Below are 26,342 nucleotides of genomic sequence, written 5' to 3' on the forward strand. Positions count from 1 at the left end.
ATGAGTTACCTAGAGGTAACCAGTAACCTAAAATATACCAAATGATAAAAATCCATTAACAGATCCTGCTCCATGTACAGCTGATATACTTGCAATGACTGATACTCTAGAAATTTTAGGAGGCAAATGGAAACTTTTGATAATTCATTATTTGATGATGCGTGAAAATGATATGAATACATTTAATAAAATTGAACGTGATATTGAAGGTATATCTGCAAAAGTTCTATCTAAAGAATTGAAAGATTTAGAAGCTAATAAATTAGTGATAAGACAAGAGCAAAAAACAAAACCTATATCGGTTTCTTATTCAATTACTGAATATGGAAAATCAACCAATGAAATAATTGATGTACTTGTAAATTGGGGACAAAATCATCGAATTAAAATAATTTCAGAATGATATATTTTGAAATTCTTAAATACTAAAACATTAAAACTTATAAATAAATTTTAATTTTTCTAAAATTTTAACTCAACACCATAAAAACAATAAATAATTGATTTATATAAAGATAAACGATTTAGTCTATATTAAATAATAATACAACTTATTTATTTATTAAAGAAACATTCTTCAGTTCTTGCATTAAATTTTTTTAAGCTCTATTTTTAAAGCACAAACAAAAAAAATGTCACAAAAACTATTTAACGAAACTGAAGTTGTCATTAAAAAATTAATGGTAGCTAATAGAGGTGAAATTGCAATACGTGTATTACGTGCAGCCTCTGAAATGCGAATCAGAACTGTTGCAATTTACACTCATGAAGATCGTTTTTCTATGCATCGATTTAAAGCAGATGAATCTTATCAAATTGGATCAGATGATCAGCCTTTAAAACCTTATTTAGATGTAGAAGAAATCATTAGAGTTGCAAAAGAAAATGATGTAGATGCCATACATCCAGGTTATGGTTTCTTGAGTGAGAATGTAACTTTTGCAAAACGTTGCCGTGAAGAAGGAATAATATTCGTTGGTCCACAACCTGAAGTTATGGAACAATTAGGTGATAAAATTGCGGCCAAGAATATTGCGAAATCTATTAATGTTCCAGTCATAGAAGATGCAATTTTATCTGCAAATGATATTGATAAAATTGATGAAATCGCTGCAAAAATCGGTTTTCCAATTATCTTAAAAGCTGCTGCTGGTGGCGGTGGACGTGGAATGCGAGTTGTAAGACAAATTGAAGATGTAAAACAAGCATTTAACGAAGCTTCAAATGAAGCGTTTAAAGCTTTTGGTGATGGTACAATTTTTATTGAAAAATTTATCGATCAACCCAAGCATATCGAAGTACAATTATTAGCAGATAATCACGGTAATATTGTCCACTTATTTGAAAGAGATTGTTCGGTACAAAGACGTTTTCAAAAAGTTGTTGAAATTGCTCCAGCTCCCAATTTACCTCAAAAATCGAAAGATGCAGTTTATGAATATGCTTTAAAAATTGCAAAAGCAGTAAACTACAATAATGCAGGAACAGTTGAATTTTTAGTTGACCAAAACAATGATGTTTATTTTATAGAAGTTAACCCAAGAATTCAAGTTGAGCATACGGTTACAGAAGAAATTACAGGAATCGATATTGTTCGTAGCCAATTACTAATTGCGCAAGGTGTAACGTTGGATGATCCTCGAATTCATATCAAATCACAAGAAGATTTAAAAATAAATGGTTTTGCAATTCAATGTCGTATTACGACTGAAGATCCGGAGCAAGATTTTAAACCAGATTATGGAACTTTAATCGCTTATCGAAATGCAGCAGGTTTCGGAATCAGATTAGATGAGGGAAGCGCTTACCAAGGCATGAAAATCTCACCTTTCTTCGATTCTATGATCGTGAAAGTTACTGCAAGCGGACGAACTTTATCAGGAACTACGCAACGTTTATTACGTGCATTATCTGAATTTAGAGTTCGTGGTGTAGCAACCAATATCTTATTTTTAGAAAAGGTTTTAGGACATGAAATTTTCAGAAAAGGTGAATGTACCGTAAACTTTATCGGTGATCATCCTGAATTGTTTAAAATCAAAAAAATGAGAGATAGTTCGACTAAAGTATTAAAATATTTAGCCGACATCAAAATCAATCAACATCCGGATGTAAAAATTTATGATCCAAATAAAGAATTTAGAAAACCAATTATCCCAACATTTGATTCATTAAAACCTTATCCTAAAGGTTCAAAAGATTTATTAAATGAATTAGGTCGCGAAGAATTCTTGAAACAAATCCGTAACGATAAACAAATTTATTTTACAGATACTACTTACCGTGATGCACATCAATCTTTAGTTGCAACTCGTGTTCGTACCAAAGATATTTTGGCTGCATCTGGAAGTTTTGCACAAAACAATCCTGGAATATTTTCAGCTGAAGTTTGGGGAGGAGCCACATTTGATGTTGCGCTACGCTTTTTACACGAATGTCCTTGGGAACGATTACAGCTACTAAGAAAATCGATGCCAAATGTATTATTACAAATGCTTTTCCGTGGTAGTAATGCTGTTGGTTATTCAGCTTATCCAAGAAATATTGTTCAGAAATTTATAGAAGAAGCAGCTGAAAATGGAATTGATATTTTTAGAATTTTTGATTCTTTAAATAATTTAGAATCTATGTTACCTGCGATTGAATTTGTTTCTAAAAATACACAAGCAATTGCTCAACCATCTTTATGTTATACAGGAGATGTTTTACGCGAAGGAAATTACAAGTATAATTTATCTTATTATACAGATTTAGCGAAGCGTTTAGAGGATGCTGGCGCACATATGTTGGCTATAAAAGATATGGCTGGTTTGTTAAAACCACAAGCTGCAGAAGTTTTAATTCCTGCTTTACGAGAAGCCGTTTCTATTCCAATTGCACTTCATACGCATGATACGGCAGGAACACAAATTGCTACTTATTTAAAAGCTTTAGAAGCTGGTATCGATAGTATTGATTGTTCGTTAGCATCATTTAGTGGAACAACAGCGCAACCAAATCTAAATTCGATGGTTGCATTATTACAAGGTACTGAAAGAGAAAATAAATCAATCAATCTTGAGGCATTAAATGAACATAGTAATTATTGGGAAAATGTTCGAGAAATGTATTATCCATTCGAGTCTGATTTGAAATCTTCTACAGCTGAAGTTTATAACAATGAAATTCCTGGTGGGCAATATTCTAATTTAAGACAACAAGCTGAAGGAGTTGGTTTAGGTGATAAAATATCTACTATTAAAAAGAATTATTCGAACGTTAATAATTTATTTGGAGACATTGTAAAAGTAACTCCAAGTAGTAAAGTTGTTGGAGATATGGCGTTATTTATGACAGCCAATAATTTAACTCCGGAAGATGTTTTAGATGAAACAAAAAATCATTCTTTTCCAGCATCTGTAATTGGTTTCTTCAATGGAGATTTAGGTGTACCTTACGGTGGATTTCCTGAAAAATTAAGACAAATTGTCTTAAAAAATGAAAAAGAAATTGGCGAACCTCAAGCTCAGATTTTACCTGATGTCGATTTAGAACAAGCGACAAAAGAATTTAATGAAAAATATCCAAATAGTTCTTCATTAGATTTCTTATCATACCAAATGTTTCCTAAGGTTTATGACGAATATTATAATCATAAAAATACCTACGGAGACGTTTCACAATTACCTACTCCTGCATTCTTCTATCCGATGAAACAAGGAGAAGAAGTTCAAATTAAATTACGTCAAGGAAAGGTTATTCATGTAAAATTATTATATGTTTCAAAACCTGATGAAGAAGGAATTAGAACGATTACATACGAACTAAACGGAGGTCAAAGGACAGTTAAAGTAAAAGATAAAAATGTAACTTCTACAAAAGCTGTTCACGCAAAAGTAACTAATCCTGAAAATGAAATTGGTGCTCCTTTACAAGGTAGTTTATCACAGATTTTAGTGAAAGAAGGCGATATTGTAGAAAGTGGTTCTCCTCTATTCTTCGTTGAAGCTATGAAGATGGAAAGTACTATTTCTTCTCCAAAAGTTGCTAAAGTAAAACGAGTGGTTTTATCTGTCGGAACTTTAGTAGATCAAAACGATTTAGTTATCGAATTAGAAGATTTATAAAACAATAAAAAAGACCTCAAAATTGAGGTCTTTTTTTATTTAAAATCCATTTTTGGCTCTTGTTTTCAACCAACCAGTAATACTATAACGCGTTTGCTTTACTTTTTTTACTTCGTGTGGAATGGTTTTACTATCAAAAATTGCCATTCTTCCCGCAACTGGCAGGATATTTAATTCACGTTCAGACCCATCTTCGTTTGGTAAATATAATGCTAACTGTCCACCATATTCATCCTTCCAATCCTCGTCGTTCAAATAAAAAACCATTGATAAAGTTCTACGATCATCATTTTTAAAAGCATCTACATGACGTTGGTAAAAAGTCCCTTCTGTATAGGCAGCGTAATGAAACTCACTTTCCTCAATTCCCATATAGCACGTACGATTTAAATATGAAATAAAATCGTTTACTTTTTTAAAAAATACTTCCTCAACGTCATTTTTATTCGCTTCGTCAATCCATTTAATTTTATCACCACGAATTGATTTCACAATCTTTTCATTTTGAGAATTCCCGATTGCAGCTTGATGAAAACCGTCTTCTGTATTTTGTTCGATTACGTAATTACGTAGTAATGTTGTTTCCTCAGTTGAAAAAAAATTATCCGAAATAGAAAATTTATTTTCTGATATATCATCAATTATCTTTTCGTAAATTGGGTTTAATGTAAATTCTTCCATTAATTGTTATAAAAAACTTCAGTAAAATTAAATTATATTGAGAAAAATGAAATCATCCAAATCATAAAATTTACTATTAAATTGAAAAAAATATTTTTATTAAATTATATTAAACTTTTTAAACTCATTCATGTAAAACAAACAATTAATACATGTAATTTTTAATAATATCATAATGTAAATTATATCCTAAACCGTAAAATCAAATCTAGAAAGTTTTTATTTTATGAAATATTCAGACCGAAAAATCCTGAATTATTCCGAAATAAATAAATTCTTGTTATTTTTAAGAACGTTATTAAACACTATAATCAGAATAAAATGAAAGCTAATATTGATCAAACATCAGAAATTATTAATTTATTAAAATCATTACCATTAGATAAACAGCCGGTTTGGGGAATTATGACGCCACAACACATGGTTGAACATTTAATAGTTTCGATGAAAATGTCAAACGGTGGTTTTATTATTCCGTGTCGCACACCCAAAGAAATGATTCCGAAATATAAAGAAGTCGTTTTGAATCCAGATATTGAAATGGAAAGAGGGATAAAAGCTGGCGGAATGGAAGGTTTATTAGACTTACGTTATCCAACGATGGATGCTGCAATTGAAAAGCTACAAAGTGAAATAGAAAAATTTCACGAATATTTTCAGTCAAATCCAGGTATATTAATGATGAATCCTGTAGTTGATGAAATTGGTTATGAAGATTGGAAAATTTTTCACAATAAACACTTTACACATCATTTCAAGCAATTTGAATTGATTTAAATATAATTGAAACATTTGTTTTACTAATCAACGTTAAATAAAAAGAGAAAATCTTATCATGATAAAAAATTTTGTTTTAAATAATTCAAACGAAATCCCAGCAATAGGATTTGGAACTTGGCAAATTGATGAAGGAGAAAATGCCTATCAAGCTGTGAAAACAGCTTTGGAAAAAGGCTACACACATATTGATACTGCTGCAGTTTATGGGAATGAAGTGAGTGTTGGAAAAGCAATTAAAGACAGTGGAATTGCGCGCGAAAATCTTTTTGTTACAACAAAATTGTGGAACGATATGCGAGGATATGAAAATGCAAAAAAAGCATTTCAAATTTCGCTTGATAAATTAGGTTTAGAATACATTGACTTATATCTTTTGCATTGGCCTGCAAATGAAACTCAGTTTCCTGAGGATTGGCAAAAAATAAATGAAGAATCGTGGAAAGCCTTAGAAGATTTGCAAAAAGAAGGTAAAGTAAAAGCAATTGGTGTAAGTAATTTTATGGTCAATCATTTGGAAGCTTTACTAGAAAATGCAACTGTTGTTCCTGCAGTGAACCAAATTGAATTCCATCCTGGATTTACACAACCAGAAGTTGTAGAATTATGTAAGAATAATAATATTTTAGTTCAAGCTTGGTCTCCGTTAGGTTCTGGAAGAATTCTACAAGACGAAACTTTAAAATTAATTGCTGAAAAGCATAATGTTTCGGTTGGACAAGTTTGTATAAAATTTGCAATTCAGCAAGGCGTATTACCTCTACCAAAATCGGAAAACCCAACAAATATTGAAAATAATTTATTGGTTGATTTTGAATTATCACAAGAAGAAATTGAACAATTATCTAATTTAGATGAAACTGGATTTTCTGGCTTGAATCCCGGAAATATTAATTTCTAAAAATATCTCTAAACGCTTCTTATTACTAAGAAGCGTTTAATTTTTATAAACAAAACTTAACGTAATCTACTTGTTTATAAATACTTATTTTGAGTTATAATTGTTTAAATTCAATTTAATTTCATAATTTAGCCGAACCTAACCAATTAACTTACATTATGAAAATTTTTAAATTCTTCATAGTAATCTCTTTTATGTTTACTATAATGGGTTGTACAAGTGATGATGATAACTACACAAACAAATCTCATTTTAATCCACCAAATTGGATTCATGGAAAATGGAGCACATCACTACAAAATGATACATTGGAATTAAAATTTGATTATCACAACGTCTATATCACAAGTTCTGAAGAAACAAATTATAATGATATTATAAATACATCAAATTCTTCAGGGCAAATTCAGATGAGAGTTGAAGAAGAAGTTTCTGATAATTCATATTACTTCACAATTTCGTCTTCTACGACACGAGAGCAATTTATTTTTAAACGAGTATCTGACGCTAAACTTATCTATTTACACAGAAATAATGAAATAGAATTGTACAGAAAATCATTTTAATAAAAGATTTTTAAAAAAATCTTTTATATATATATTGATTTTTAACTACATTAGCCTAAATAAATTAACTCTATTATGAATAAAAAATTACTTTCGTTACTTACGGTAGCTTTCGCTTCGTTTGCATTTGGACAATATGAAACACAAAATATTAATGTTCCTTTACAGTACGCAGCTCCACAAGTTATTTCTATTGTAGATGCTAATACATTATGGTCTACAGTACGTGATGGTTCTGGAAATGGAACTTACCCTCGTTTTGCAACTGTTACTACTAATGGTGGTCAAACTTGGGCTTCAAAAGCAATATCAGCTCCATCAAATGCTTTAATTTCAGATATCCACGGTGTAGATGGTCAAAATGCTTTCGTTGTTACAGCTCCAGCTTCTGGTAGTGGTGCAGCAAACGGTTTATACAAAACTACAAATGGAGGTACAAACTGGTCTAAAATTACAGGAGTTTTCGGAAATGCATCTTTTGGTAACATCGTTCATTTCTTTAACGCTCAAACAGGATTAGTTATTGGAGATCCAGTTAATAATAAATACGAAATGTATAAAACGACTGATGGTGGTAACACTTGGTCTGTATTATCTACTGCTCCAACTCCTTTAATCGCTGACGAATACGGTTATGTTGGTGGTAAAATTGGTTTCGGAAATAGCTTATGGTTAACTTCTAATACAGGTCGTATTTTACATACAACAGATTTTGGAGCAACATGGAATTCTTACGTAGGTGGTCCAGTTGATGATTTCTCAGGAGAAAATTCTAATGCTTCTATGTCATTCTCAAGTGAATCTTACGGTTTATTAGTAGATAACATTGGTTTCTTATGGTTTACAGAAGACGCAGGTGCTAACTGGGATATTAAAGAAACTACAGGATACTACAACGGTGATATTAAATACATTCCTGGATCTAATGCAAATTATATTACAACAGGTATTAGTACAACTTCACCTTTAGGAATTGGATCTTCTTACACTAACGATGGTGGTAATACATGGGTTTCTATCGATGCTGATGATCAAAGAGGTCAAATTGCTGCTTATGATTGTAGTAATATTTGGGTTGGACAATTTACATCTGACGCAGCAGGTACAGGTGGTATATTAAAATTAGCAGAACCAGTTCCTGGATGTTCTTTAAGTACAACTGAAACAAATGTTGTTAAAGCAGAATTAAAAGCGGTTGTTTCTAACGGAGTTTTAAACATCGTAACTAACAAAGACATCAAAGATGTTGTAGTTGGTGATATGTCTGCAAAATCAATTTTAACTTCAACTAAAAAAGAAGTTAATGTTTCTCAATTAAAATCAGGAGTTTACTACGCTCGTGTAGCTTACGCTGATGGTTCTTTAGGAACAGTTAAATTTGTAGTTAAATAATTCAAATTTATTTAATATATAAAAAGGACAAAGTGAAAACTTTGTCCTTTTCTTTTTTACTTTTGTTCAAATTTTATCATTTTGGAATTTGACCTTATTCTTCTACTCTGCTCCGTTGCTTTTTTTGCCGGATTTGTAGATTCTATAGTTGGCGGTGGCGGATTAATCCAAACACCTTTATCACTCGCATTATTACCTCATTATCCAGTAGCTACCATAATTGGTTCCTTAAAAATTCCTGCGTTTACAGGTACTGCAATAGCAACTTCTCAATACTTAAAAAAAATAAAGATTCAATGGAAACTCTTTGCAATTATGGCAATTGTAGCTTTCGTTGCAGCCTTTTTAGGTTCAAGATTATTATTGTTAGTGGATAATGATTTTATGAAACCCTTGCTTTTTGTGGTATTAATTGCACTTTTTATCTACACTATTTTCAAGAAAGATTTTGGTCAAGCCAAAGCTGGTAAAATCGAAAAGAAGGAAAGTATTATTAAAGGTATTTTGATTGCATTTGTGATTGGAATGTATGATGGATTTATTGGACCTGCAACCGGAACTTTTTTTATAGTTGCTTTCGTAACTTTAATCCGAATGGATTTTCTACAAGCATCTGCTACAGCCAAACTTGTAAATCTTGCTACAAATTTTGGTTCGATATGTTTATTTTTAATTTCAGGTAAAATAATTTGGGCGATTGCAATTCCGATGGCAATTTCTAATGGAATTGGTGGATTTTTAGGTGCTAAATTTGCAATCGCAAAAGGAAATACGTTTATTCGTTATATATTTATCTTTGTAATATTATTATCAATTTGTCGATTTGGTTATGAAATCTTTAGCTCTAAAATATAGTTTAATTCTTACGTTAATTTCGTTCCAATTCGTCCAAGCACAATATAAAATAACTGATTCTATTTTTTTCGAAACGGCAAATATTTCGAAAATCACATCAAATGCTTTGGGCGATATTCATCTAATTTTAAATGAAAAAGAATTAATAAAAATCAAAAAGGATAAATCGATTAAAAGTTATCCTTTAAATAAAATTGTAACCAAAATTGACTCCAACCTTAGTTTAAAAACGTTCTTGGTTTATAACTATCAAGAATTACAAATATTAGATGACAATCTAAATCCGATTCAGGATCGTATTAATTTAAACAAATACAATATTTTCCCTTCCGCAATCTCTGTATCAGATAGTCAAACGTTGTGGTATTTTGATCCAATCGAACTCCGTTTAATTCAGTGGAATTATCAATTAAAATCGATGATAAATAAATCAAATATGTTATTCTTCAAAGAAGGTGACACAACTATTGAAGAAATTTATCAAACCAAAAATAGAATCTTTCTTAAAAGTCAAAATTGGATTTATGAATTTGATTTTTTTGGTAACTCAAAGAATACTATTCTATTAAACACACACGAAAAATATTGTTTTTCAAGAGATTATATTCATCTTTTAGATGATAATAGCTTAACAACTATCAATTTGGTAAACCATGAGATTTCGACCGTTGATAATTTTTTTAATGTAAAAGATTTTACTATGAGCGACGATCAACTTTTTGTGATAAAGAATAAGGGGTTGTATATTTACACCCGAATAAATTAATAGAAAAATGCATATCGCCATCGCCGGAAATATTGGAGCAGGTAAAACTACTCTTACAAATCTTTTAGCTAAGCAATATAATTGGACACCCCAATTTGAAGATGTTGAACACAACCCTTATCTTGATGATTTCTACAATGATATGGAAAAATGGGCTTTTAACTTACAGATTTATTTCTTAGGTAGCCGTTTTAATCAAGTAAAAGAAATTAGAGAAAGTGGTAAAGACATTATTCAGGATCGTACGATTTACGAAGATGCACACATTTTCGCAAGTAACTTGAACGATATGGGATTGTTGTCAACTCGTGACTATAACAATTATTTACGTGTTTTTAATTTGATGACTTCATTCGTTGAAGCGCCAGATTTATTAATTTATTTAAAGGCATCTATTCCAACTTTGGTAAAACAAATCCAAAAACGTGGACGTGATTATGAAAACTCTATCAGTATTGATTATTTAAGCAGATTAAATGAAAAATATGATAAATGGACTTCTAACTATACAGAAGGAAAAATCTTAATTATAGATGTTGATGATTTAGATTTCGTTGAAAATAAAGAAGATTTAGGCTATATTTTTAACAGAATTGATGCAGAAATAAACGGATTATTTAAAGGCTAAAAAATTACATTTATTATCATACCTTTGACAGCTTGCTTCTTCGGAAGCAAGCTTTTTTTTGGGAAACTATTTAACTATTTATATACTATATTATTATGCAGAATAAAGACCTTTTAAAAGGCGTATTATTCGTGGGATTAGGAGCAAGTTTTTACGGCATGCTCGCTACTTTCGTGAAATTAGCCTACGGTGAAGGATATTCAACAGCAGAAGTCACAGCATCTCAATTTATTTTAGGTATTTTAATTTTATTGGTAATCAACGGAATAATGTACATTAATGGAAAAAACAATGTACCATTCCAAGGTAACGATAGAATTAAACTATTAATAGCTGGTAGCTCGTTAGGATTAACGAGTCTGTTTTACTACATCGCTGTACAATACATTAATGTTTCAATTGCAATTGTATTATTGATGCAAACGGTTTGGATTAGTATTTTGGTTGAAACCATAATTACTAAAACATTTCCGTCGTCAAAAAAATTAATTGCTATGGTAATTGTTTTGGTCGGAACAGCTATGGCAACTAATCTTATTGGACAAGATGTTGATTTGGATTGGAAAGGAATTTTCTGGGGATTTTTAGCCGCATGTTCATTCACAACAACCATGTTTACAGCGAACGGAATTGCAAACTATTTACCACCTTACAAAAAAACGTTGTATATGGTTTTAGGAGGTGGAGTTTTGGTTACAATATTTTGTTTTTTCACACAATTAGGTCCTCATTATCTTCCAGAATTTATGAATTATAAAGCAATTTTAGGAGATGATTTTATTGTTGACAAATCGTTCGATTTTTCAATATTCTTTAAATGGGGATTTGCACTTGCTTTATTTGGAACAGTCTTACCTCCTATTTTATTAAATTTAGGTTTCCCAAAAACTGGATTAGGATTAGGAAGTATTATATCTTCGGTAGAACTTCCAGTTTCTGTAATGATGGCATTTATTTTATTAAGTGAACAAGTTTTATTTATACAATGGGCTGGAATTATTTTAATTCTGACTGCTATTATTTACATGAATTTTGATCAAGTATTTAAAAGAAAAGAAATACAATAAATAAAAAAAGCCTCGCAATCGCGAGGCTTTTTTTATGCTACATTATTAATATATTCTTTTTCTAAAATTCCGTCTACCACTTTGTCTACTTCTTCTATATTTTGTTTTAAATAAATTGTATCCTCAATCTCATCTAACTCATAAAACTTTACATTTTTCTTCACTTCATTAAGTTTTGTATAAAATCTTCTCAATTCTTTTTTATTGTAATTAGAATCATTTTTCACATAAATCACGTGGATATTAGATTGAATTAATTGTGCAACTTCCAATACATGATGTCTGTTTCGGCTAATATCAATGCTATAAAAGATAGATTTAATATATTCGTTTTTCGCAATAGGCTCTTTCACTAACCAATCTTCAGTTACTGGTGAACTAGCAATTGGGATTAAGTTTGAAACACGTTTAGGAAAAATAGTTGTCATTTCCCAAGAAATTCCGCCACCTAAATCGGCACCAATTACTGCGAATAATTCTTCAATTTCTAACTCGAATAAAGTTAACCAAAACAATACAGCAACATCTCTACCTGTAATTTTATCGAATGGTAAATGGTCATATTTAATTTCTTTGGCAACTTCATTTCCAGGAATATCAATACAAATTACTGTATATTCAGCCAAATCAATCGCTTTGTTTTGCCCAATTACTCCATCCCAATGAAACATACAATCCGAATCACCGTTTAACGAGTGATTGATCAAAATTACAGGTGCCGTTCCGATTGGTAAACCATACTGACGATAAGTTACCGATACATTATTTACAATTGTATTATCCTCTAATGGCCATACTGGGATTGTGATCTGATTTAATGTTTGCATTATTTTAATTTTAAGGTTGTTTCACTTTGATTTTTATTCATAAAAAATCCCCGTTAGATAAACTCTGACGGGGATATAAAATATCATAAAAAATAAATTTCAAATTTATATATATGAGATATCCACGCCTGGATTAATAATCCACACCTGCTTACAAATTGTCATATATAACGAATTAAATTTCACTTTTTCTATACTTTCTTTTTCAAATGTAGGTATAATATTTTTAAAAGTTCAAGCAAATTCGGTTTTTAAACGAATTTTTAACATTAAAAATCAAGAAAATATACCTTTTTTAAACTTTTTTATCCTTTAAAATTGAACTTATTCAGAACAATATTCTTTGATCAATCCTATATCAATAGAAATTATTTCTAAATACTTCAAAAAAATAGAACAATATATGTTAATTAGATTTCTTAAAATTTTAAACAAAAAAATGCTGATTGTAACAATCAGCATTTATATCATTTATCAAAATTGATTATTTATTCTTTAAAATTTCGTGGAAAACGGTTTGAGCAGAATAGATACGATTTGTAGCTTCATCGATTACAATTGAAACATCAGAATCTAAAACTTCGTCAGAAACAACAACATTACGACGAACTGGTAAACAATGCATGAATTTTCCGTTGTTCGTTAAATTCATTTTTTCCATTGTCACTTGCCAATCTTTATCCCCTTCATTTGCTTGACCGTAGTTTTCGTAAGAAGACCAGTTTTTCGCATAAACAAAATCTGCATCTTTTAATGCTTCATCTTGGTCATACATAATTGTTGCACCTTCTGTAAATTTTGGATCCAATTCTAAACCTTTTGGGTGAACAACTGTAAAATCTACCCAATCTACTTTAGAAAACCATTCTGCAAACGAATTTGGAACAGCTTGTGGTAAACGGCGCGGATGTGGAGCCCAAGTCATAACAACTTTTACTTTTTTCTCTGGTTTTACACCTGGTGTATAGCCTGTTTTTTCTGCAATTGTAATTAAATCTGCAAAAGATTGTAAAGGGTGTAAAGTTGCACTTTCTAATGAAACGACAGGAACTGATGATAATGATTTAACTTTATTAAACATCAATTCTTGGTAATCTTCGTCACGATCAACTAATTTTGGGAATGTACGAACACCTAAAACATCACAATAAGCACTCATAACTTGAATTGCTTCTGTAATATGCTCTTGAGAATCTCCATCCATCACGGTTCCATCTCCCATTTCTAATGTCCAAGAATCTGCACCTGCATTTAATACCCAAGCGTTAGCACCTAAGTTATAAGCCGCTTTGATAGAACTTAAACGTGTACGTAAACTTGGATTAAAGAAAATTAAACCGACAGTTTTGTTTTTACCTACTTCTTGTTGAGCGAATGGATTAGCTTTAATTTCTAAGGCTGTTTTTAATAATTCGTCGATGTTTTCTACATCATTAACTGACGTGAATTGTTTCATATCTGAAAATTCTTATGTTTTATTTTGTACGACAAAGTTACTTTAAACTAATGATGATTACTGAATTTTGAATATATATTTTTTATCTTTCCAGCAAATTAATACAAGTCTGAAACACATACGGTTTTTAATTATAATATGAAAAAAGCTCTACTATTTACACTATTAATTATTTTTTCTACAATTTCTTTTGCTCAAAATACCTCAAAAGAAAACAGTCTGAAAGACTTAAAATTAATCCAAAACAAGCACCGAAATTTTGACAACAAAATTGAACGTGAAATATATGATCGGAATTTTAAATCATTAGAATATAGTATTGAGAAAGGTTTTACGAAAGATCAATTTATTGTAGATAAGAATTTTACGAATTTCATTCAAAAAATTTTTTCAGAAATTACTCGCGCAAATATTTCTTATCAGCTAAATAATCCTAACTTTTTTATCGTTAAAAATAACATTCCAAACGCATCTTCATTTGGTTTTGATTATTATATGCTGTACTACGGATTATTTAATTTGGCAGAAAATGAATATCAAATTGCTGCAGTTTTAGGACATGAAATGGCTCATAATTATTTAAATCATTCGATTGAGGAAATTAAACAAGAAGCTTCATTTTTAATTGATTTTAAAAAAGAAATCAAATCGATTAAGAAACAAGAATTCATACGTCTAATTAAATCTCAGGATGAGATTATTCAGAAAAAATACGATTTAGCTAATCAATCTCGTATAAAAGAAATTGCTGCAGATAGTTTGGGTTTTGTGTTTTATAGTAACGCAAATTTTCCAAAATCTGAATATTTGGAAATGTTGAATCGATTAGATCAATACAACACAAAAAATACAATAATTTTAAAAGATAGTACTTATTATAATCTATTTTCATCTGCAGGAATTTCGATAAACCCAAAATGGCTGAAATTAGAAAAAGAAGAATTGTTTGCTGGTTTAACGTTTACAGAACACGTAGACCAAGATTCAGTTAAAACTCATCCAAATACAAACGAAAGAAAGCAATGGATTGCCAAAAAATTTAAAGTTGAAAATATAAAAACTGATGTTGTAAAACCTTCTGTTGAATTTATTCAATTGAAAAATAAAGTAGTTGAAGATTTTTATAATACAATGTTTTTGAATGATAGTTTCGGCGATGCACTTTATCTATTATTCAATGAAAAGCAAAATAAATCAGAACGAAATGATTTGGATAAAAATATAGGAATTGCATTTACAAAATTACATGAAGCCCGTTTGAAACATGAGTTTAATAAATATGTAACAATTGCGGATGCCAATGATGAAGATGCAGATTACCACAAATTTTTGAACTTTTTATGGAATTTAAGTACAAATGATTTAAAAATAATCGGAGAATATTATACAAAAAAAACAGCTGAATAAGCTGCTTTTTGTTTTATATGTTTATTTTTTCTAATCGAATTGATGTTTCCTTATCATCTTTATTGTATTCTGTTATTAAAATACTTCCATATTCTGCTTTGGAAAATCTTAAATAGGATGAATCGGTTTTAAAAGGCATTTTAACTTGCGTTAATTTTCCGTCTTTTAGTTTATTCACCACTAAATAATAATTCTTTTTTCCAGCTTCCTTTACATTTTCTTGGTAGAAGAATAGAACTTCGTTTTCCTCTTTATTTTCTTGTGAAAACAAATAACTGTCGTAATATTCTTTGGATTTTTCTAATAAGATGTGATTTTTATATTTTCCATCTTTATCAAAATTAACGACTATAAAATCTGTAGTTTTAGTTAGTACGAAACTTCCATCTCCTTTCTCTTTCGCTAATAATATAGAAAATGACAAATCACTGAAGTTAAAAAATTCTGTAATCAAAAATTTAAAACCTTTATTATCTCTTCCGTTTTTAAATTTAAGATCCGCAAAAACATCTTGATAATATACTTTGTTTTCTAGGATGACTTCTCCCTTTTCATTGTAAATATTTCTTTTAATTCCCAATGATGGTTTTGATTGATATTTACCTATATATTGATCTGGAGTTGATTTAATTTCTCCAATAACTAACATTCTATCATCTACAAACTCAATATTTGGATCAAAATATTCTTGTGCATTTAAAGATTTAGAATTGTAAAGGATATTATTTAATAATTCGCCTGAATTTATATCATACGTTAGTAAACGATCTATACCAAGTTTGATTCCGTTATTATACGTACTTTTTCGTTGCCAAATAACTGTTTTATCACCGTAAATCGATTTTGTTAAAAACGAATAATATTCCTTCCTTTTCTCTCCATCTAAATAATATTCGTATTTCTTATTAAAGTCTTGATCATAAAAAGTTACATAATTTAGCGGCGCAATATTTTGATCTAATTTGTTTATTTGAGAAGATACAAAATGTATTTTATCCTTAACATTATTTACAAATAGAAAATTTGCAAAACTATATGTTGATGCATAATCAAGTTTTGAAAGATAATCAAAATCTATTTCATCATTTTGATATATAGATCCGTTAGAATATAATTGATTTTTAAAATTGTTGTTTTTTAAATCAACAGAAGTAACTAATTGACCTGTCGTAATAGCATATTTATTCTCTCTAAAAGTTGTTGTAATATATAAGTTTTGATTATTAAAAACGATAGAACTTACTTTAGGAATAAAGATTTTATGATAAGGAACATTGTAATTTCCGTTTGTAATTTTATTTAGATTTTTATCTAAAATCACATATTCAAACTGTTGCTTTTTGTCATCATCAACCAAACCTTTATTGTAAATAAAAGCGTAACCAATTACTTTTTGATTATGATCATTTAAAATGGCAGATGTTTCGTGTTGTCCAGTTGAAAGCTGAGACAAATCTTGAATTTGTCCATAAACTATCATTGAAAACAATAATAGGAAGGTAAAGAGTATTTTATTCATCGAAATTTATAATAATGGTATAAAGATAAATAAGATATTTAAATTAAAAATTTTCTCGATAAACTTTAGGAACTCGAATCTCTAAACCTAATTCTTTATTCAGTTGTTCTACAAAATAGGTCGCATACAATTCTTCTTGCCCTTGTAAACCTTGATGAATAAAAAAATTAACGCTTTGTAATCCGTTTGCTTTTAAATTTTTAATAATCAAAATCCAATCATCCAAACGTTGATAATCAAGCTGATGATATGCACTTACAAATCGTACAAATAAATGCGGCGTCGTTAATCGCATATGCAACATATCTCGTCTACCTGGCGTATCTACGATGATATTTGTGATAAAATTTTCTTCTAATAATTGCACATATTGATTAAAAATAGTTTGATTCTGAAACCATTCTTCATTTCTAATCTCTAAAGCTAAAGGATAACCTTTCGGAAAATTTTGTATAAATTCTGCCAAACGATCAAAATCTTTCGGCTTGTAATTGTCGTGCATTTGCAAAAAAGCAATTCCCAATTTTTCTTCGAATAATGTAATGGAATCTAAAAATGTCCATAATTTTTCTTTTACATTTAACAAGCGGCTGTAATGAGAAATACTTTGTGGTACTTTCGGAAAAAATCTAAAATCATCCGGAGTTTTATTTTTCCAAGTTATAACCTGCTCTTTTGTTGGGGAACGATAAAATGTACCATTCATTTCAATTGAGTTAAATTGAGTTGAATAGTACATTAATTCATCTTTCGTTTTAGGTGGAAAAAAACCTTTTAATTCTTGTTTTGCCCATCGAGCGCCACCAACGTAAACTTCAAAATCATCATCTAATGGAAAACGTTTTAAAACTTCAAACGTATCTGGATGGATCGGTGGTAATGTAAAATCTACTTTTGAAACATCTTCTACTTTTCCGAACTTCATACTGATTAAATTTGGTTAAAGTTACGGAACTTTAAATTCAACAGAAATTATAACGTAATATCCTTTCCGTTATAAATTCTAGTATCAGGTAACTTCTTTTTTAGATTTCTTAATTCTTCTTCTGAAATTGGTGTATCTACAATGTCAAGCATTTTAAGATTCTTTAAATTACCTAAACTTTCCGGAAGCGATTTCAATTTTGTACGATTTAGATTTAGAATATTCAGATTTGTTAAATCTCCAATCGTATTTGGTAGTGATTCGATTGGATTATCATTTAAAACTAAATTTTTCAGATTCTTTAGATTTCCTATTTCTTTAGGAATTTCTTTAATTTCATTATCAAAAAGCATTAAATACACTAAGTTCTCTAACTTCCCAATCTCTTTTGGTAAATTTTCAAACCCATTTTCGTATTAATATAATTTGTTCAATTTTGTAAGATTACCAATTTCTTTTGGTAAATGTTTAATTCCAACCAAATTATAACTTTTATTTGCTATATGTTTCCCACCTTTATTATTGGTGATTTCTAACGATTCTAAGTTGGTTAATTTTCCTATTTCAACTGGTAAAGTTGTAATTGGCAATAGGGATAAATTTAACTTTTTTAGCGAAGTAAGATTTCCAATTGCAGAAGGAATTTTCTCGGTTTGATTCATATTATATTCAAAAGATTCTAATCCATCAATCTTAAAAAGATCTTCTGGTAAATCTTTCACCTGAGTGCCTGAAATATAAAATTTTTTAAGATTTTTTAATGTATTTATCTTGGCAGGTATAGAAGTTAAATCCGGTGAATTTGTTACAATTAAAACTCTAATATTCTCGTTATGTTTACTAATTAAATCAAATGGTATTTGATCTATTTTCATTAGATTAACGCCTCAATCTTTAATCATCTCAATTACTTCAGCTTCTTTTTTTTGTTTAGGATTTTGATCAGGATCAGCATTCCAACTATCCGTTTGCGCTGTCACGAAATTAGAAAAAGCTAACATTGAAAATAGTAGCAACGTTTTTTTCATTTTTATCATTATTAATGTTAATTTATAAATTGTGTCAATAAAAAACCTCACTGAAAATAAACTCCAGCAAGGTTTAATTTTAAATATAACTATTTGAATAAAATTATTTTAATCGTAAAAATCTTCACGCTTTAATGAAATTTTAGCATTTTTAGAAACTTCAACTTTACAACCTTTTAAGTTGAAATATTCGGGATTTCTTTGCGCTAAAAATAACATATCAATCTCATCATAATTATTATGATGATAAACTACTTTATGATCGCTAGATCCCATTAATTCTTTTATTAAACCTTCGTCTAATCGCTTTATTTCCTTTACCTTAATTATTCCGACCAATTTTTCTTGTTCTTTAATATCTTTTTTAAATTGAGGAATTCTGAACAGAAAATAATAACATAATCCCAAGATAATAAGCGCAGGAATTACAAGAAAATATAAAACATTAAAAGGCCCTAATTCAAAAAATAAAAATTGAGAATCAAATGTCATATTTCTCGCTTTTCTTGAAAAGATGCTTAAAATAGAAATTGGAATAAATAGTGGAATACAAAGTACTAGCGCGGCGACTCCTACTAATTTTAAAAATCTTTGCTCAATTTCTTCTAAACGATCAACCAAAAGAACTAAATCGTATTCTGAAATTTTTTCTATACTTTCCTTGTTATCCATACTTATTTAATTGAATTTAAAATAAATAAAGTTTTTATAATAACAACATCATAAAAAAGATATATTCATCAATTCATTTTTTTTTTCAATGAGTAAATAAAATAGTCAACAATTTAAGCCTTCATTTTTAATATTTGATATGACTATAATTGGACAAAATGTCAGTAAACACTGAATGGTATTGGTTTTGAAAATGATTTTACATCTTAATTAATAAAAAAACAAAATATAATGAACAAAGGAAGCATTAATGTATCAGTGGAAAATATTTTTCCATTAATCAAGAAATTCTTATACTCTGATCACGAAATCTTTTTACGCGAATTAGTTTCTAATGCAACTGATGCTACGTTAAAATTAAAGCATTTAACAAATATTGGTGAAGCCAAAGTTGAATATGGTGATCCTAAAATTGAGGTAAAAATCAACAAAGAAAATTCAACTTTACATATTATCGACCAAGGTTTAGGTATGACTGCTGAAGAGGTTGAAAAATACATCAATCAAGTTGCTTTTTCTGGAGCAGAAGAATTTATTAATCAACACAAAGATGCTGACGGAATCATTGGACATTTCGGGTTAGGTTTCTACTCTGCTTTTATGGTGGCTGATAAAGTAGAAATTATTACAAAATCTTACAAAGATGAACCAGCAGCTCATTGGACTTGCGATGGTTCGCCAGAATTTACTTTAGATGTAGCAGATAAAACCGATCGAGGAACTGAAATTATATTACACATTGCTGAAGATTCTAAAGAATTTTTAGATGAGTGGAAAATCCGTGAACTTTTATCAAAATACAATAAATTTATGCCTGTTCCGATTAAATTTGGAACGCGTAAAGAAACTTTACCATTACCTGAAGGTGCTGCAGAAGATGCAAAACCAGAAGAAATTGAAGTAGATAATATCATCAATAATCCTACACCAGCTTGGACAAAAACTCCTTCAGATTTAGTTGATGAAGATTATCAAAAATTTTATCGTGAGTTGTATCCAATGCAATTCGAAGATCCATTATTCCACATCCATTTAAATGTTGATTATCCATTTAATTTAACAGGAATTTTATTCTTCCCGAAATTAGGAAATAACATTAATATCGATAAAGATAAAATTCAATTATATCAAAACCAAGTATTTGTTACGGACGAAGTTAAAGGGATTGTTCCAGATTTCTTAATGTTATTGCGTGGAGTTATAGATTCTCCGGATATTCCTTTAAATGTTTCTCGTTCTTATTTACAAGCTGATGGAGCTGTTAAGAAAATTTCAGCACACATCACTAAAAAAGTTGCGGATAAAATGGGTGCTTTAATTACTCAAAACCGTGAAGAATACGAACAAAAATGGAACGATATTAAAGTCGTAATTGAATATGGAATGGTAACCGAAGATAAATTCTTCGAAAAATCTGACAAGTTCGCTTTATATCCTACTACAAATAATACTTATTATACTTGGAATGAATTAATCGAAAAGATTAAAGGCAATCAAACAGATAAGAACAATAAAACTGTTATTTTATATGCAACAGATAAAGATTCACAAGATCAATATATCCAAATTGCAAACGAAAAAGGATATGAAGTTATTTTCTTAGATTCACCTATTGCTGCGCATTTAATTCAGAAATTAGAAGGAACAAAAGAAAATGTTTCATTTGCACGTGTAGATGCGGATCATATCAATAACTTAATTGATAAAGACGAAGTTAAAATTTCAAAATTATCTGATGAAGATAAAGAGAAATTAAAAACTCAAATTAATGAAGGGATTAACAACCAATCATATACTGTACAATTAGAAGATTTATCAGCTACTGACGCACCATTTATTATTACGCAATCAGAATTTATGCGTCGTATGAAAGATATGCAGGCGACTGGTGGAGCTGGAATGTTTGGTATGGGTAACTTCCCAGAAATGTACAATGTTGTAGTAAATTCTAATTCAGATTTAGCTACACAAATTTTAGCTAATGAAAATCAAGAAGAAAGAAATGAAATTATTTCTCATGCATTAGATTTAGCAAAACTTTCTCAAGGATTGTTAAAAGGTAAAGAATTGACAAATTTTATCAATAAATCTTTTAATAAATTAAAATAAGTTTAGAAACCATTATAATTAAAGGATCTCAGCCAAAATTGGTTGAGATTTTTTTATAACTAAAAACATTTATTGAAGTGTTAAACTTTTAAAATATAGCTTTTTAAATTTGCTTAACATGATATTTGTCATTAATTTTACTACAAGAAATAAAGTTAATCGTTCTCGATTTTAAAATTATTGAGGTTTTAATAAAGAACATTTCTAGTATTAATTTTATTCTTACAATTCGAGATTTAACTTAATAAGATGATTTCGTTAAATGAAATTATTTTCATTATCAAATTTCGGGAAGGATGTTAAGCAATTGACATCCTTTTTAAACCAGAAGTTCATTTATTGTAGTGTTAATACAATCTTGATTCAAGATCATATTCATTAATTATAATTTTTTATATTATATAACTTTATATAATAATTAGATTACAAATTGCTACAATACTTTTAAATATTAGAACTTAACAAATATTAGTGTAGTCATTCATTTATTAACTAATGTTTGGAAAAGGATTTCAAGCAATTGAAATCCTTTTGAATTGATTCGTTCTTTTTCAAGCGTGATTGATTTAATTAACTTGACATATTACATCTTGATGTATGTAAATCATTAAAATTTTATTATCAAAAGATTTAATGTTTTTAAATCAATCTATTTTAAAAGAAACCATATTCAAAAGAATAAATCATAATATAATGTTTTATTTTTTTGATAAGGATTTCAATTAATAATAATTGAAATCCTTTATTTAGGTTCAAACTAGAATTGTGAAAAATAATAAAAGCCGCATAAATACAATGTTATAAACATTGAAAATTGTGTGAATGTAAAAAGATAATTCATTCAGACGTCTTAATTATTTAGTATTAATATATTATTTTTTATTAAAAGCAATTCGATTATATAATTTGAACATCAACAAATAGTACCTTAAAAAAGTACGCTAATTTTGTTAAGGATTTCAATCCAATGGATTGAAATCCTTTTTTTATGAAACAAAAAAAAGGTGTAGAATAATCTACACCTTTTTATATATAAATAAATTTTTACAATTTATTAAACTGATTCAGGAGAAGCAATTTTCGCAGATAAGAACTCACGGTTCATACGCGCGATATTGTCTAAAGAAATTCCTTTAGGACATTCTACCTCACAAGCTCCTGTATTAGTACAGTTACCAAAACCTTCTAAGTCCATTTGTGCAACCATTTTTTGTGCACGACGAGAAGCTTCAACTTGTCCTTGTGGTAATAATGCAAATTGAGAAACTTTAGCACCTACGAATAACATCGCAGATCCATTTTTACAAGTTGCAACACAAGCTCCACATCCGATACATGTTGCAGCATCAAACGCTTCATCAGCAGCTTTTTTATTAACTGGAATTGCATTAGCATCAACTGTACGTCCAGAAGTATTTACAGAAATGTAAGCACCAGCTTGTTGGATACGGTCAAAAGAAGAACGGTCAACAATTAAATCTTTGATTACAGGGAATGCAGCAGATCTCCATGGTTCGATGTAAATAGTCTCTCCATCTTTAAACATACGCATGTGTAACTGACATGTTGTAGTTCCTGAGTCTGGTCCGTGTGCTTGTCCATTAATGAATAAAGAACACATACCACAGATACCTTCACGACAATCGTGGTCAAAAGCAACTGGTTCTTTTCCTTCTCCGATTAATTGCTCGTTTAATAAATCAAGCATTTCTAAGAATGAAGAATCAGTCGAAACATCTTTTAGAGAATATGTTTCCATGTTCCCTTGAGCATTAGCGTTTTTTTGACGCCAAATTTTCAGTGTTATACTGATTGTTTTTGATGATGCCATATTATTTTAAGATATTTTGACATTCAGTTGAGCTCTTAGACGAGCTCAACCAAATGATTTTATTATTTATAACTACGAGCTTTTAACTCAATAAATTTGAATTCTAACATTTCCTTGTGTAACACCTCTTGGTTGATGTCAGCACCTTTGTATTCCCAAGCAGCAACGTAAGCGAAGTTTTCGTCATCACGCATAGCCTCACCTTCTTCAGTTTGGAAATCCTCACGGAAGTGTCCACCACAAGATTCGTTACGGTGTAATGCATCAATTGCCATTAATTGACCTAACTCTAAGAAGTCAGCAACACGCATAGCTTTTTCTAACTCAGTATTTAATTCGTCAGCAGAACCTGGAACCATTACATCTCTGTAGAATTCTTCACGTAAAGTAGCAATTTCAGCAATCGCTTCATTTAAACCTTGTTTGTTACGAGCCATACCAACTTTATTCCACATAATCATACCTAAACGTTTGTGGAAGTGATCTACAGACTTCGTACCTTTATTGTTAATGAAGAAATTTAATTGATCTTTAACAGATTTCTCAGCTTCATCAAACTCAGGAGTATTTGTAGGGATTTTACCTGTACGGATATCAGCAGATAAGTAATCAGCGATTGTGTAAGGTAATACAAAGTAACCATCAGCTAAACCTTGCATTAATGCAGATGCACCTAAACGGTTAGCTCCGTGATCAGAGAAGTTAGCTTCTCCAGCTACGAAACATCCAGGAATTGTAGACATTAAGTTGTAATCTACCCATACACCACCCATTGTGTAGTGAATCGCTGGATAAATACGCATTGGATTTTCGTAAGGATTCTCATCAGTAATTTTCCAGTACATTTGGAATAAGTTACCGTATTTCTCCTCAATCCATTTTTTACCTAATTCTTCGATACGAGCTTCAGATGGGTTAGACTCACCGTTAGCAAAAGCAACCTCTTTACCTTTTTTCTTGATTTCGTCAGTAAAGTCTAAGTAAACTCCTTCACCTGTTTCATTCGCTTCAATTCCGTAACCAGCATCACAACGCTCTTTCGCAGCACGAGAAGCAACGTCACGAGGAACTAAGTTACCGAATGCAGGGTAACGACGCTCTAAATAGTAATCTCTATCTTCTTCTTTAATATCAACAGCTTTTAACTTTCCTGCACGGATAGCTTCAGCATCTTCTTTCTTTTTAGGAACCCAGATACGTCCTGAGTTACGTAAAGATTCTGACATTAAAGTTAATTTTGATTGATTTGTTCCGTGGATTGGAATACAAGTTGGGTGAATTTGAACGTAACATGGGTTCGCGAATAAAGCACCTTTTTTGTGAATTTTCCAAGCTGAAGTTACGTTTGATCCCATCGCGTTAGATGATAAGAAGTAAACGTTACCGTAACCACCTGTAGCAATAACTACTGCGTGAGCTGAATGTCTTTCAACTTCACCAGTAACCATGTTACGAGCGATAATTCCACGAGCTTTACCATCAACAAGTACAATATCCAACATTTCGTGACGGTTGTACATCTCGATTTTACCTAAGTGGATTTGGTGATTCATTGCTGAATATGCACCTAATAATAATTGTTGACCTGTTTGTCCTTTTGCATAGAAAGTACGAGAAACCTGTACCCCACCAAAAGAACGGTTATCTAATAAACCACCGTATTCACGTGCAAAAGGAACCCCTTGCATAACACATTGGTCGATAATATTACCAGAAACCTCAGCTAAACGATAAACGTTAGACTCACGAGCACGGTAATCACCACCTTTAATAGTATCGTAGAATAAACGGTAGATAGAGTCATTATCTCCTTTATAATTTTTAGCAGCATTTACACCACCTTGTGCAGCAATAGAGTGTGCACGACGAGGTGAATCTTGGTAACAAAATGCTTTAACTTTGTATCCTAACTCTGCTAAAGTAGCAGCAGCTGAACCTCCAGCTAAACCTGTACCAACTACAATAACATCAATTTTATCACGGTTATTTGGAGCTACTAAATTTAAGTGAGCTTTGTGCTCGCTCCATTGATTTGCGATATCTCCTGTTGGAATTTTAGAATTTAAAATACTCATTTTCTATTGATATTATGATAAGTTATTAACAAAATGGTAAACTGCAATTACGATAAATAAAGCAGGAACTAAAATTGAATACCATTTTCCGAAAGCAACTAAACATGGAGTATATTTTGGGTGACGCGCTCCAATAGATTGGAAAGCAGAAGCAAAACCATGTTGTAAGTGTAATGATAAGAATACGAAAGCCACTACATATAATACTAATGTTACAGCAGAAGTAAATACGTGGTTTACGTGATCCATAAAGTAGTTACCTTGACCAAAATTAGGATCAACATTAACGTAGTGAGCGTTGATTGTTGGAACCCAGAATTGCCATAAGTGAACTAATAAGAATAATAAGATAACACCACCTGAAATAATCATATTTCTTGACATCCAAGTTGAGTTAGCAGCACCGTTGTACTTAGCATATGCTACAGGACCACGAGCTTTTTTGTTTTGAATTTCTAATACAAACCCCATAATAAAGTGGTAAACCACACCTATTAATAAAATTGGTTGCATAACAAATTGTACAATTGGGTTAGCACTCATGAAAGCCGAAACTTCATTGAACCCATCTGGATAAACCATAGATAATAAGTTTATCACTAAATGCTGTAATAAGAACACTATTAAGAATAAGGCTGACAAAGCCATAGCGAACTTCTTACCAATAGATGATTTTAGTAATGATTCATTTGCCATAAAGCAATACGTTTTATATTTTTAGATATTTGCACAAATTTAATCAACCTATCACTCT

Annotated in this window: 24 protein-coding genes; 12 read left to right on the plus strand and 12 right to left on the minus strand. The window is 30.1% G+C overall.

The annotated features are described in order from the left end of the window. Nucleotides 1-94 precede the first annotated feature (94 nt). Entirely contained in the window at nucleotides 95-403 is a 309-nt protein-coding gene (locus tag J9309_RS13015; RefSeq protein WP_230476313.1) for a winged helix-turn-helix transcriptional regulator, read from the plus strand. A 229-nt stretch (nucleotides 404-632) separates the two neighbouring features. Further along, nucleotides 633-4,106 carry a pyruvate carboxylase gene (locus J9309_RS13020; RefSeq protein WP_230476314.1) on the plus strand — a complete coding sequence of 1,158 codons (3,474 nt, stop codon included), beginning with the start codon at nucleotides 633-635 and terminating at the stop codon, nucleotides 4,104-4,106. Nucleotides 4,107-4,145: 39 nt separating this feature from the next. On the opposite strand, the gene J9309_RS13025 is transcribed toward J9309_RS13020, so the two are convergent. Then, the gene (locus J9309_RS13025; RefSeq protein ID WP_230476315.1) at nucleotides 4,146-4,787 is read right to left on the minus strand and encodes a 2OG-Fe(II) oxygenase; all 642 of its coding nucleotides are present in this window, start codon (nucleotides 4,785-4,787) and stop codon (nucleotides 4,146-4,148) included. Between the two features lie 321 nt (nucleotides 4,788-5,108). Between J9309_RS13025 and J9309_RS13030 the strand changes: the two genes are divergently transcribed. The 8 genes from J9309_RS13030 to J9309_RS13065 all read left to right on the plus strand — a co-directional run bounded on the left by J9309_RS13030 (nucleotide 5,109) and on the right by J9309_RS13065 (nucleotide 11,739). Next, nucleotides 5,109-5,564, plus strand: coding sequence for a DUF1569 domain-containing protein (locus J9309_RS13030; RefSeq protein ID WP_230476316.1), 456 nt, complete (start codon nucleotides 5,109-5,111; stop codon nucleotides 5,562-5,564). A 58-nt stretch (nucleotides 5,565-5,622) separates the two neighbouring features. After that, nucleotides 5,623-6,465, plus strand: coding sequence for an aldo/keto reductase (locus J9309_RS13035; protein WP_230476317.1), 843 nt, complete (start codon nucleotides 5,623-5,625; stop codon nucleotides 6,463-6,465). A gap of 158 nt (nucleotides 6,466-6,623) precedes the next feature. After that, complete coding sequence (locus J9309_RS13040) at nucleotides 6,624-7,031, plus strand: hypothetical protein (protein ID WP_230476318.1); 408 nt, start codon at nucleotides 6,624-6,626, stop codon at nucleotides 7,029-7,031. A 75-nt stretch (nucleotides 7,032-7,106) separates the two neighbouring features. Further along, nucleotides 7,107-8,423 carry a YCF48-related protein gene (locus J9309_RS13045; protein ID WP_230476319.1) on the plus strand — a complete coding sequence of 439 codons (1,317 nt, stop codon included), beginning with the start codon at nucleotides 7,107-7,109 and terminating at the stop codon, nucleotides 8,421-8,423. Nucleotides 8,424-8,504: 81 nt separating this feature from the next. After that, the gene (locus J9309_RS13050) at nucleotides 8,505-9,278 is read left to right on the plus strand and encodes a sulfite exporter TauE/SafE family protein (protein ID WP_230476320.1); all 774 of its coding nucleotides are present in this window, start codon (nucleotides 8,505-8,507) and stop codon (nucleotides 9,276-9,278) included. Next, nucleotides 9,253-10,044 carry a hypothetical protein gene (locus J9309_RS13055; protein ID WP_230476321.1) on the plus strand — a complete coding sequence of 264 codons (792 nt, stop codon included), beginning with the start codon at nucleotides 9,253-9,255 and terminating at the stop codon, nucleotides 10,042-10,044. The genes J9309_RS13050 and J9309_RS13055 overlap by 26 nt, the downstream gene beginning before the upstream one ends. A 7-nt stretch (nucleotides 10,045-10,051) precedes the next feature. Continuing rightward, nucleotides 10,052-10,672 (plus strand): deoxynucleoside kinase, encoded by a 621-nt coding sequence (locus J9309_RS13060; protein ID WP_230476322.1) that lies wholly within the window; start codon nucleotides 10,052-10,054, stop codon nucleotides 10,670-10,672. A gap of 95 nt (nucleotides 10,673-10,767) precedes the next feature. Continuing rightward, the gene (locus tag J9309_RS13065; protein ID WP_230476323.1) at nucleotides 10,768-11,739 is read left to right on the plus strand and encodes an EamA family transporter; all 972 of its coding nucleotides are present in this window, start codon (nucleotides 10,768-10,770) and stop codon (nucleotides 11,737-11,739) included. 32 nt (nucleotides 11,740-11,771) lie between these two features. Here the strand turns inward: J9309_RS13065 and J9309_RS13070 are convergent, their stop codons facing one another. Together J9309_RS13070 and J9309_RS13075 are read right to left on the minus strand one after the other, a co-directional pair. Then, nucleotides 11,772-12,566 carry an alpha/beta fold hydrolase gene (locus tag J9309_RS13070; protein ID WP_230476324.1) on the minus strand — a complete coding sequence of 265 codons (795 nt, stop codon included), beginning with the start codon at nucleotides 12,564-12,566 and terminating at the stop codon, nucleotides 11,772-11,774. 484 nt (nucleotides 12,567-13,050) lie between these two features. Further along, the gene (locus J9309_RS13075; protein WP_230476325.1) at nucleotides 13,051-14,022 is read right to left on the minus strand and encodes an N-acetylornithine carbamoyltransferase; all 972 of its coding nucleotides are present in this window, start codon (nucleotides 14,020-14,022) and stop codon (nucleotides 13,051-13,053) included. 138 nt (nucleotides 14,023-14,160) lie between these two features. Here J9309_RS13075 and J9309_RS13080 point away from each other — a divergent pair, with 138 nt between their 5' ends. Beyond that, a complete protein-coding gene (locus J9309_RS13080) occupies nucleotides 14,161-15,429 on the plus strand; it encodes a M48 family metalloprotease (protein ID WP_230476326.1) in 1,269 nt (422 codons plus the stop codon). Between the two features lie 13 nt (nucleotides 15,430-15,442). On the opposite strand, the gene J9309_RS13085 is transcribed toward J9309_RS13080, so the two are convergent. From J9309_RS13085 to J9309_RS13110, 6 genes are all read right to left on the minus strand, one after another. Further along, entirely contained in the window at nucleotides 15,443-16,909 is a 1,467-nt protein-coding gene (locus tag J9309_RS13085) for a DUF6770 family protein (protein ID WP_230476327.1), read from the minus strand. An 82-nt stretch (nucleotides 16,910-16,991) separates the two neighbouring features. Beyond that, the gene (locus tag J9309_RS13090; RefSeq protein ID WP_230476328.1) at nucleotides 16,992-17,873 is read right to left on the minus strand and encodes a DUF72 domain-containing protein; all 882 of its coding nucleotides are present in this window, start codon (nucleotides 17,871-17,873) and stop codon (nucleotides 16,992-16,994) included. 47 nt (nucleotides 17,874-17,920) lie between these two features. After that, a complete protein-coding gene (locus J9309_RS13095) occupies nucleotides 17,921-18,256 on the minus strand; it encodes a leucine-rich repeat domain-containing protein (RefSeq protein ID WP_449536174.1) in 336 nt (111 codons plus the stop codon). Between the two features lie 33 nt (nucleotides 18,257-18,289). Continuing rightward, a complete protein-coding gene (locus J9309_RS13100) occupies nucleotides 18,290-18,748 on the minus strand; it encodes a leucine-rich repeat domain-containing protein (RefSeq protein ID WP_230476330.1) in 459 nt (152 codons plus the stop codon). A gap of 12 nt (nucleotides 18,749-18,760) precedes the next feature. After that, entirely contained in the window at nucleotides 18,761-18,901 is a 141-nt protein-coding gene (locus J9309_RS13105; protein WP_230476331.1) for a hypothetical protein, read from the minus strand. A 108-nt stretch (nucleotides 18,902-19,009) separates the two neighbouring features. Further along, the gene (locus J9309_RS13110) at nucleotides 19,010-19,573 is read right to left on the minus strand and encodes a hypothetical protein (protein ID WP_230476332.1); all 564 of its coding nucleotides are present in this window, start codon (nucleotides 19,571-19,573) and stop codon (nucleotides 19,010-19,012) included. A gap of 231 nt (nucleotides 19,574-19,804) precedes the next feature. Between J9309_RS13110 and htpG the strand changes: the two genes are divergently transcribed. Beyond that, nucleotides 19,805-21,682: a molecular chaperone HtpG gene (htpG, locus tag J9309_RS13115; RefSeq protein ID WP_230476333.1), complete on the plus strand. Its 1,878-nt coding sequence runs from the start codon at nucleotides 19,805-19,807 to the stop codon at nucleotides 21,680-21,682. Between the two features lie 1,054 nt (nucleotides 21,683-22,736). On the opposite strand, the gene J9309_RS13120 is transcribed toward htpG, so the two are convergent. The 3 genes from J9309_RS13120 to J9309_RS13130 all read right to left on the minus strand — a co-directional run bounded on the left by J9309_RS13120 (nucleotide 22,737) and on the right by J9309_RS13130 (nucleotide 26,284). Further along, nucleotides 22,737-23,513, minus strand: coding sequence for a succinate dehydrogenase/fumarate reductase iron-sulfur subunit (locus J9309_RS13120; protein WP_230476334.1), 777 nt, complete (start codon nucleotides 23,511-23,513; stop codon nucleotides 22,737-22,739). 62 nt (nucleotides 23,514-23,575) lie between these two features. Continuing rightward, on the minus strand, nucleotides 23,576-25,588 hold the full coding sequence (locus tag J9309_RS13125) for a fumarate reductase/succinate dehydrogenase flavoprotein subunit (RefSeq protein WP_230476335.1): 2,013 nt from the start codon (nucleotides 25,586-25,588) through the stop codon (nucleotides 23,576-23,578). Between the two features lie 12 nt (nucleotides 25,589-25,600). Further along, nucleotides 25,601-26,284, minus strand: coding sequence for a succinate dehydrogenase cytochrome b subunit (locus J9309_RS13130; protein WP_230476336.1), 684 nt, complete (start codon nucleotides 26,282-26,284; stop codon nucleotides 25,601-25,603). Between the last annotated feature and the right edge of the window lie 58 nt (nucleotides 26,285-26,342).

The organism is Faecalibacter bovis, from assembly GCF_017948305.1.
GTDB classification, from domain to species: Bacteria; Bacteroidota; Bacteroidia; order Flavobacteriales; family Weeksellaceae; genus Empedobacter; species Empedobacter bovis.

Bases quoted from the DNA above. Each gene is read 5' to 3' on its own strand.
- J9309_RS13120 (WP_230476334.1), bottom strand. From the start codon at position 23,513: ATGGCATCATCAAAAACAATCAGTATAACACTGAAAATTTGGCGTCAA.
- J9309_RS13015 (WP_230476313.1), top strand. From the start codon at position 95: ATGACTGATACTCTAGAAATTTTAGGAGGCAAATGGAAACTTTTGATA.
- J9309_RS13070 (WP_230476324.1), bottom strand. From the start codon at position 12,566: ATGCAAACATTAAATCAGATCACAATCCCAGTATGGCCATTAGAGGAT.
- J9309_RS13030 (WP_230476316.1), top strand. From the start codon at position 5,109: ATGAAAGCTAATATTGATCAAACATCAGAAATTATTAATTTATTAAAA.
- J9309_RS13125 (WP_230476335.1), bottom strand. From the start codon at position 25,588: ATGAGTATTTTAAATTCTAAAATTCCAACAGGAGATATCGCAAATCAA.
- J9309_RS13130 (WP_230476336.1), bottom strand. From the start codon at position 26,284: ATGGCAAATGAATCATTACTAAAATCATCTATTGGTAAGAAGTTCGCT.
- J9309_RS13065 (WP_230476323.1), top strand. From the start codon at position 10,768: ATGCAGAATAAAGACCTTTTAAAAGGCGTATTATTCGTGGGATTAGGA.
- J9309_RS13045 (WP_230476319.1), top strand. From the start codon at position 7,107: ATGAATAAAAAATTACTTTCGTTACTTACGGTAGCTTTCGCTTCGTTT.
- J9309_RS13080 (WP_230476326.1), top strand. From the start codon at position 14,161: ATGAAAAAAGCTCTACTATTTACACTATTAATTATTTTTTCTACAATT.
- J9309_RS13055 (WP_230476321.1), top strand. From the start codon at position 9,253: ATGAAATCTTTAGCTCTAAAATATAGTTTAATTCTTACGTTAATTTCG.
- J9309_RS13025 (WP_230476315.1), bottom strand. From the start codon at position 4,787: ATGGAAGAATTTACATTAAACCCAATTTACGAAAAGATAATTGATGAT.
- J9309_RS13020 (WP_230476314.1), top strand. From the start codon at position 633: ATGTCACAAAAACTATTTAACGAAACTGAAGTTGTCATTAAAAAATTA.
- J9309_RS13105 (WP_230476331.1), bottom strand. From the start codon at position 18,901: ATGAAAAAAACGTTGCTACTATTTTCAATGTTAGCTTTTTCTAATTTC.
- J9309_RS13035 (WP_230476317.1), top strand. From the start codon at position 5,623: ATGATAAAAAATTTTGTTTTAAATAATTCAAACGAAATCCCAGCAATA.
- J9309_RS13060 (WP_230476322.1), top strand. From the start codon at position 10,052: ATGCATATCGCCATCGCCGGAAATATTGGAGCAGGTAAAACTACTCTT.
- J9309_RS13040 (WP_230476318.1), top strand. From the start codon at position 6,624: ATGAAAATTTTTAAATTCTTCATAGTAATCTCTTTTATGTTTACTATA.
- J9309_RS13090 (WP_230476328.1), bottom strand. From the start codon at position 17,873: ATGAAGTTCGGAAAAGTAGAAGATGTTTCAAAAGTAGATTTTACATTA.
- J9309_RS13100 (WP_230476330.1), bottom strand. From the start codon at position 18,748: ATGAAAATAGATCAAATACCATTTGATTTAATTAGTAAACATAACGAG.
- J9309_RS13075 (WP_230476325.1), bottom strand. From the start codon at position 14,022: ATGAAACAATTCACGTCAGTTAATGATGTAGAAAACATCGACGAATTA.
- J9309_RS13110 (WP_230476332.1), bottom strand. From the start codon at position 19,573: ATGGATAACAAGGAAAGTATAGAAAAAATTTCAGAATACGATTTAGTT.
- J9309_RS13085 (WP_230476327.1), bottom strand. From the start codon at position 16,909: ATGATAGTTTATGGACAAATTCAAGATTTGTCTCAGCTTTCAACTGGA.
- htpG (WP_230476333.1), top strand. From the start codon at position 19,805: ATGAACAAAGGAAGCATTAATGTATCAGTGGAAAATATTTTTCCATTA.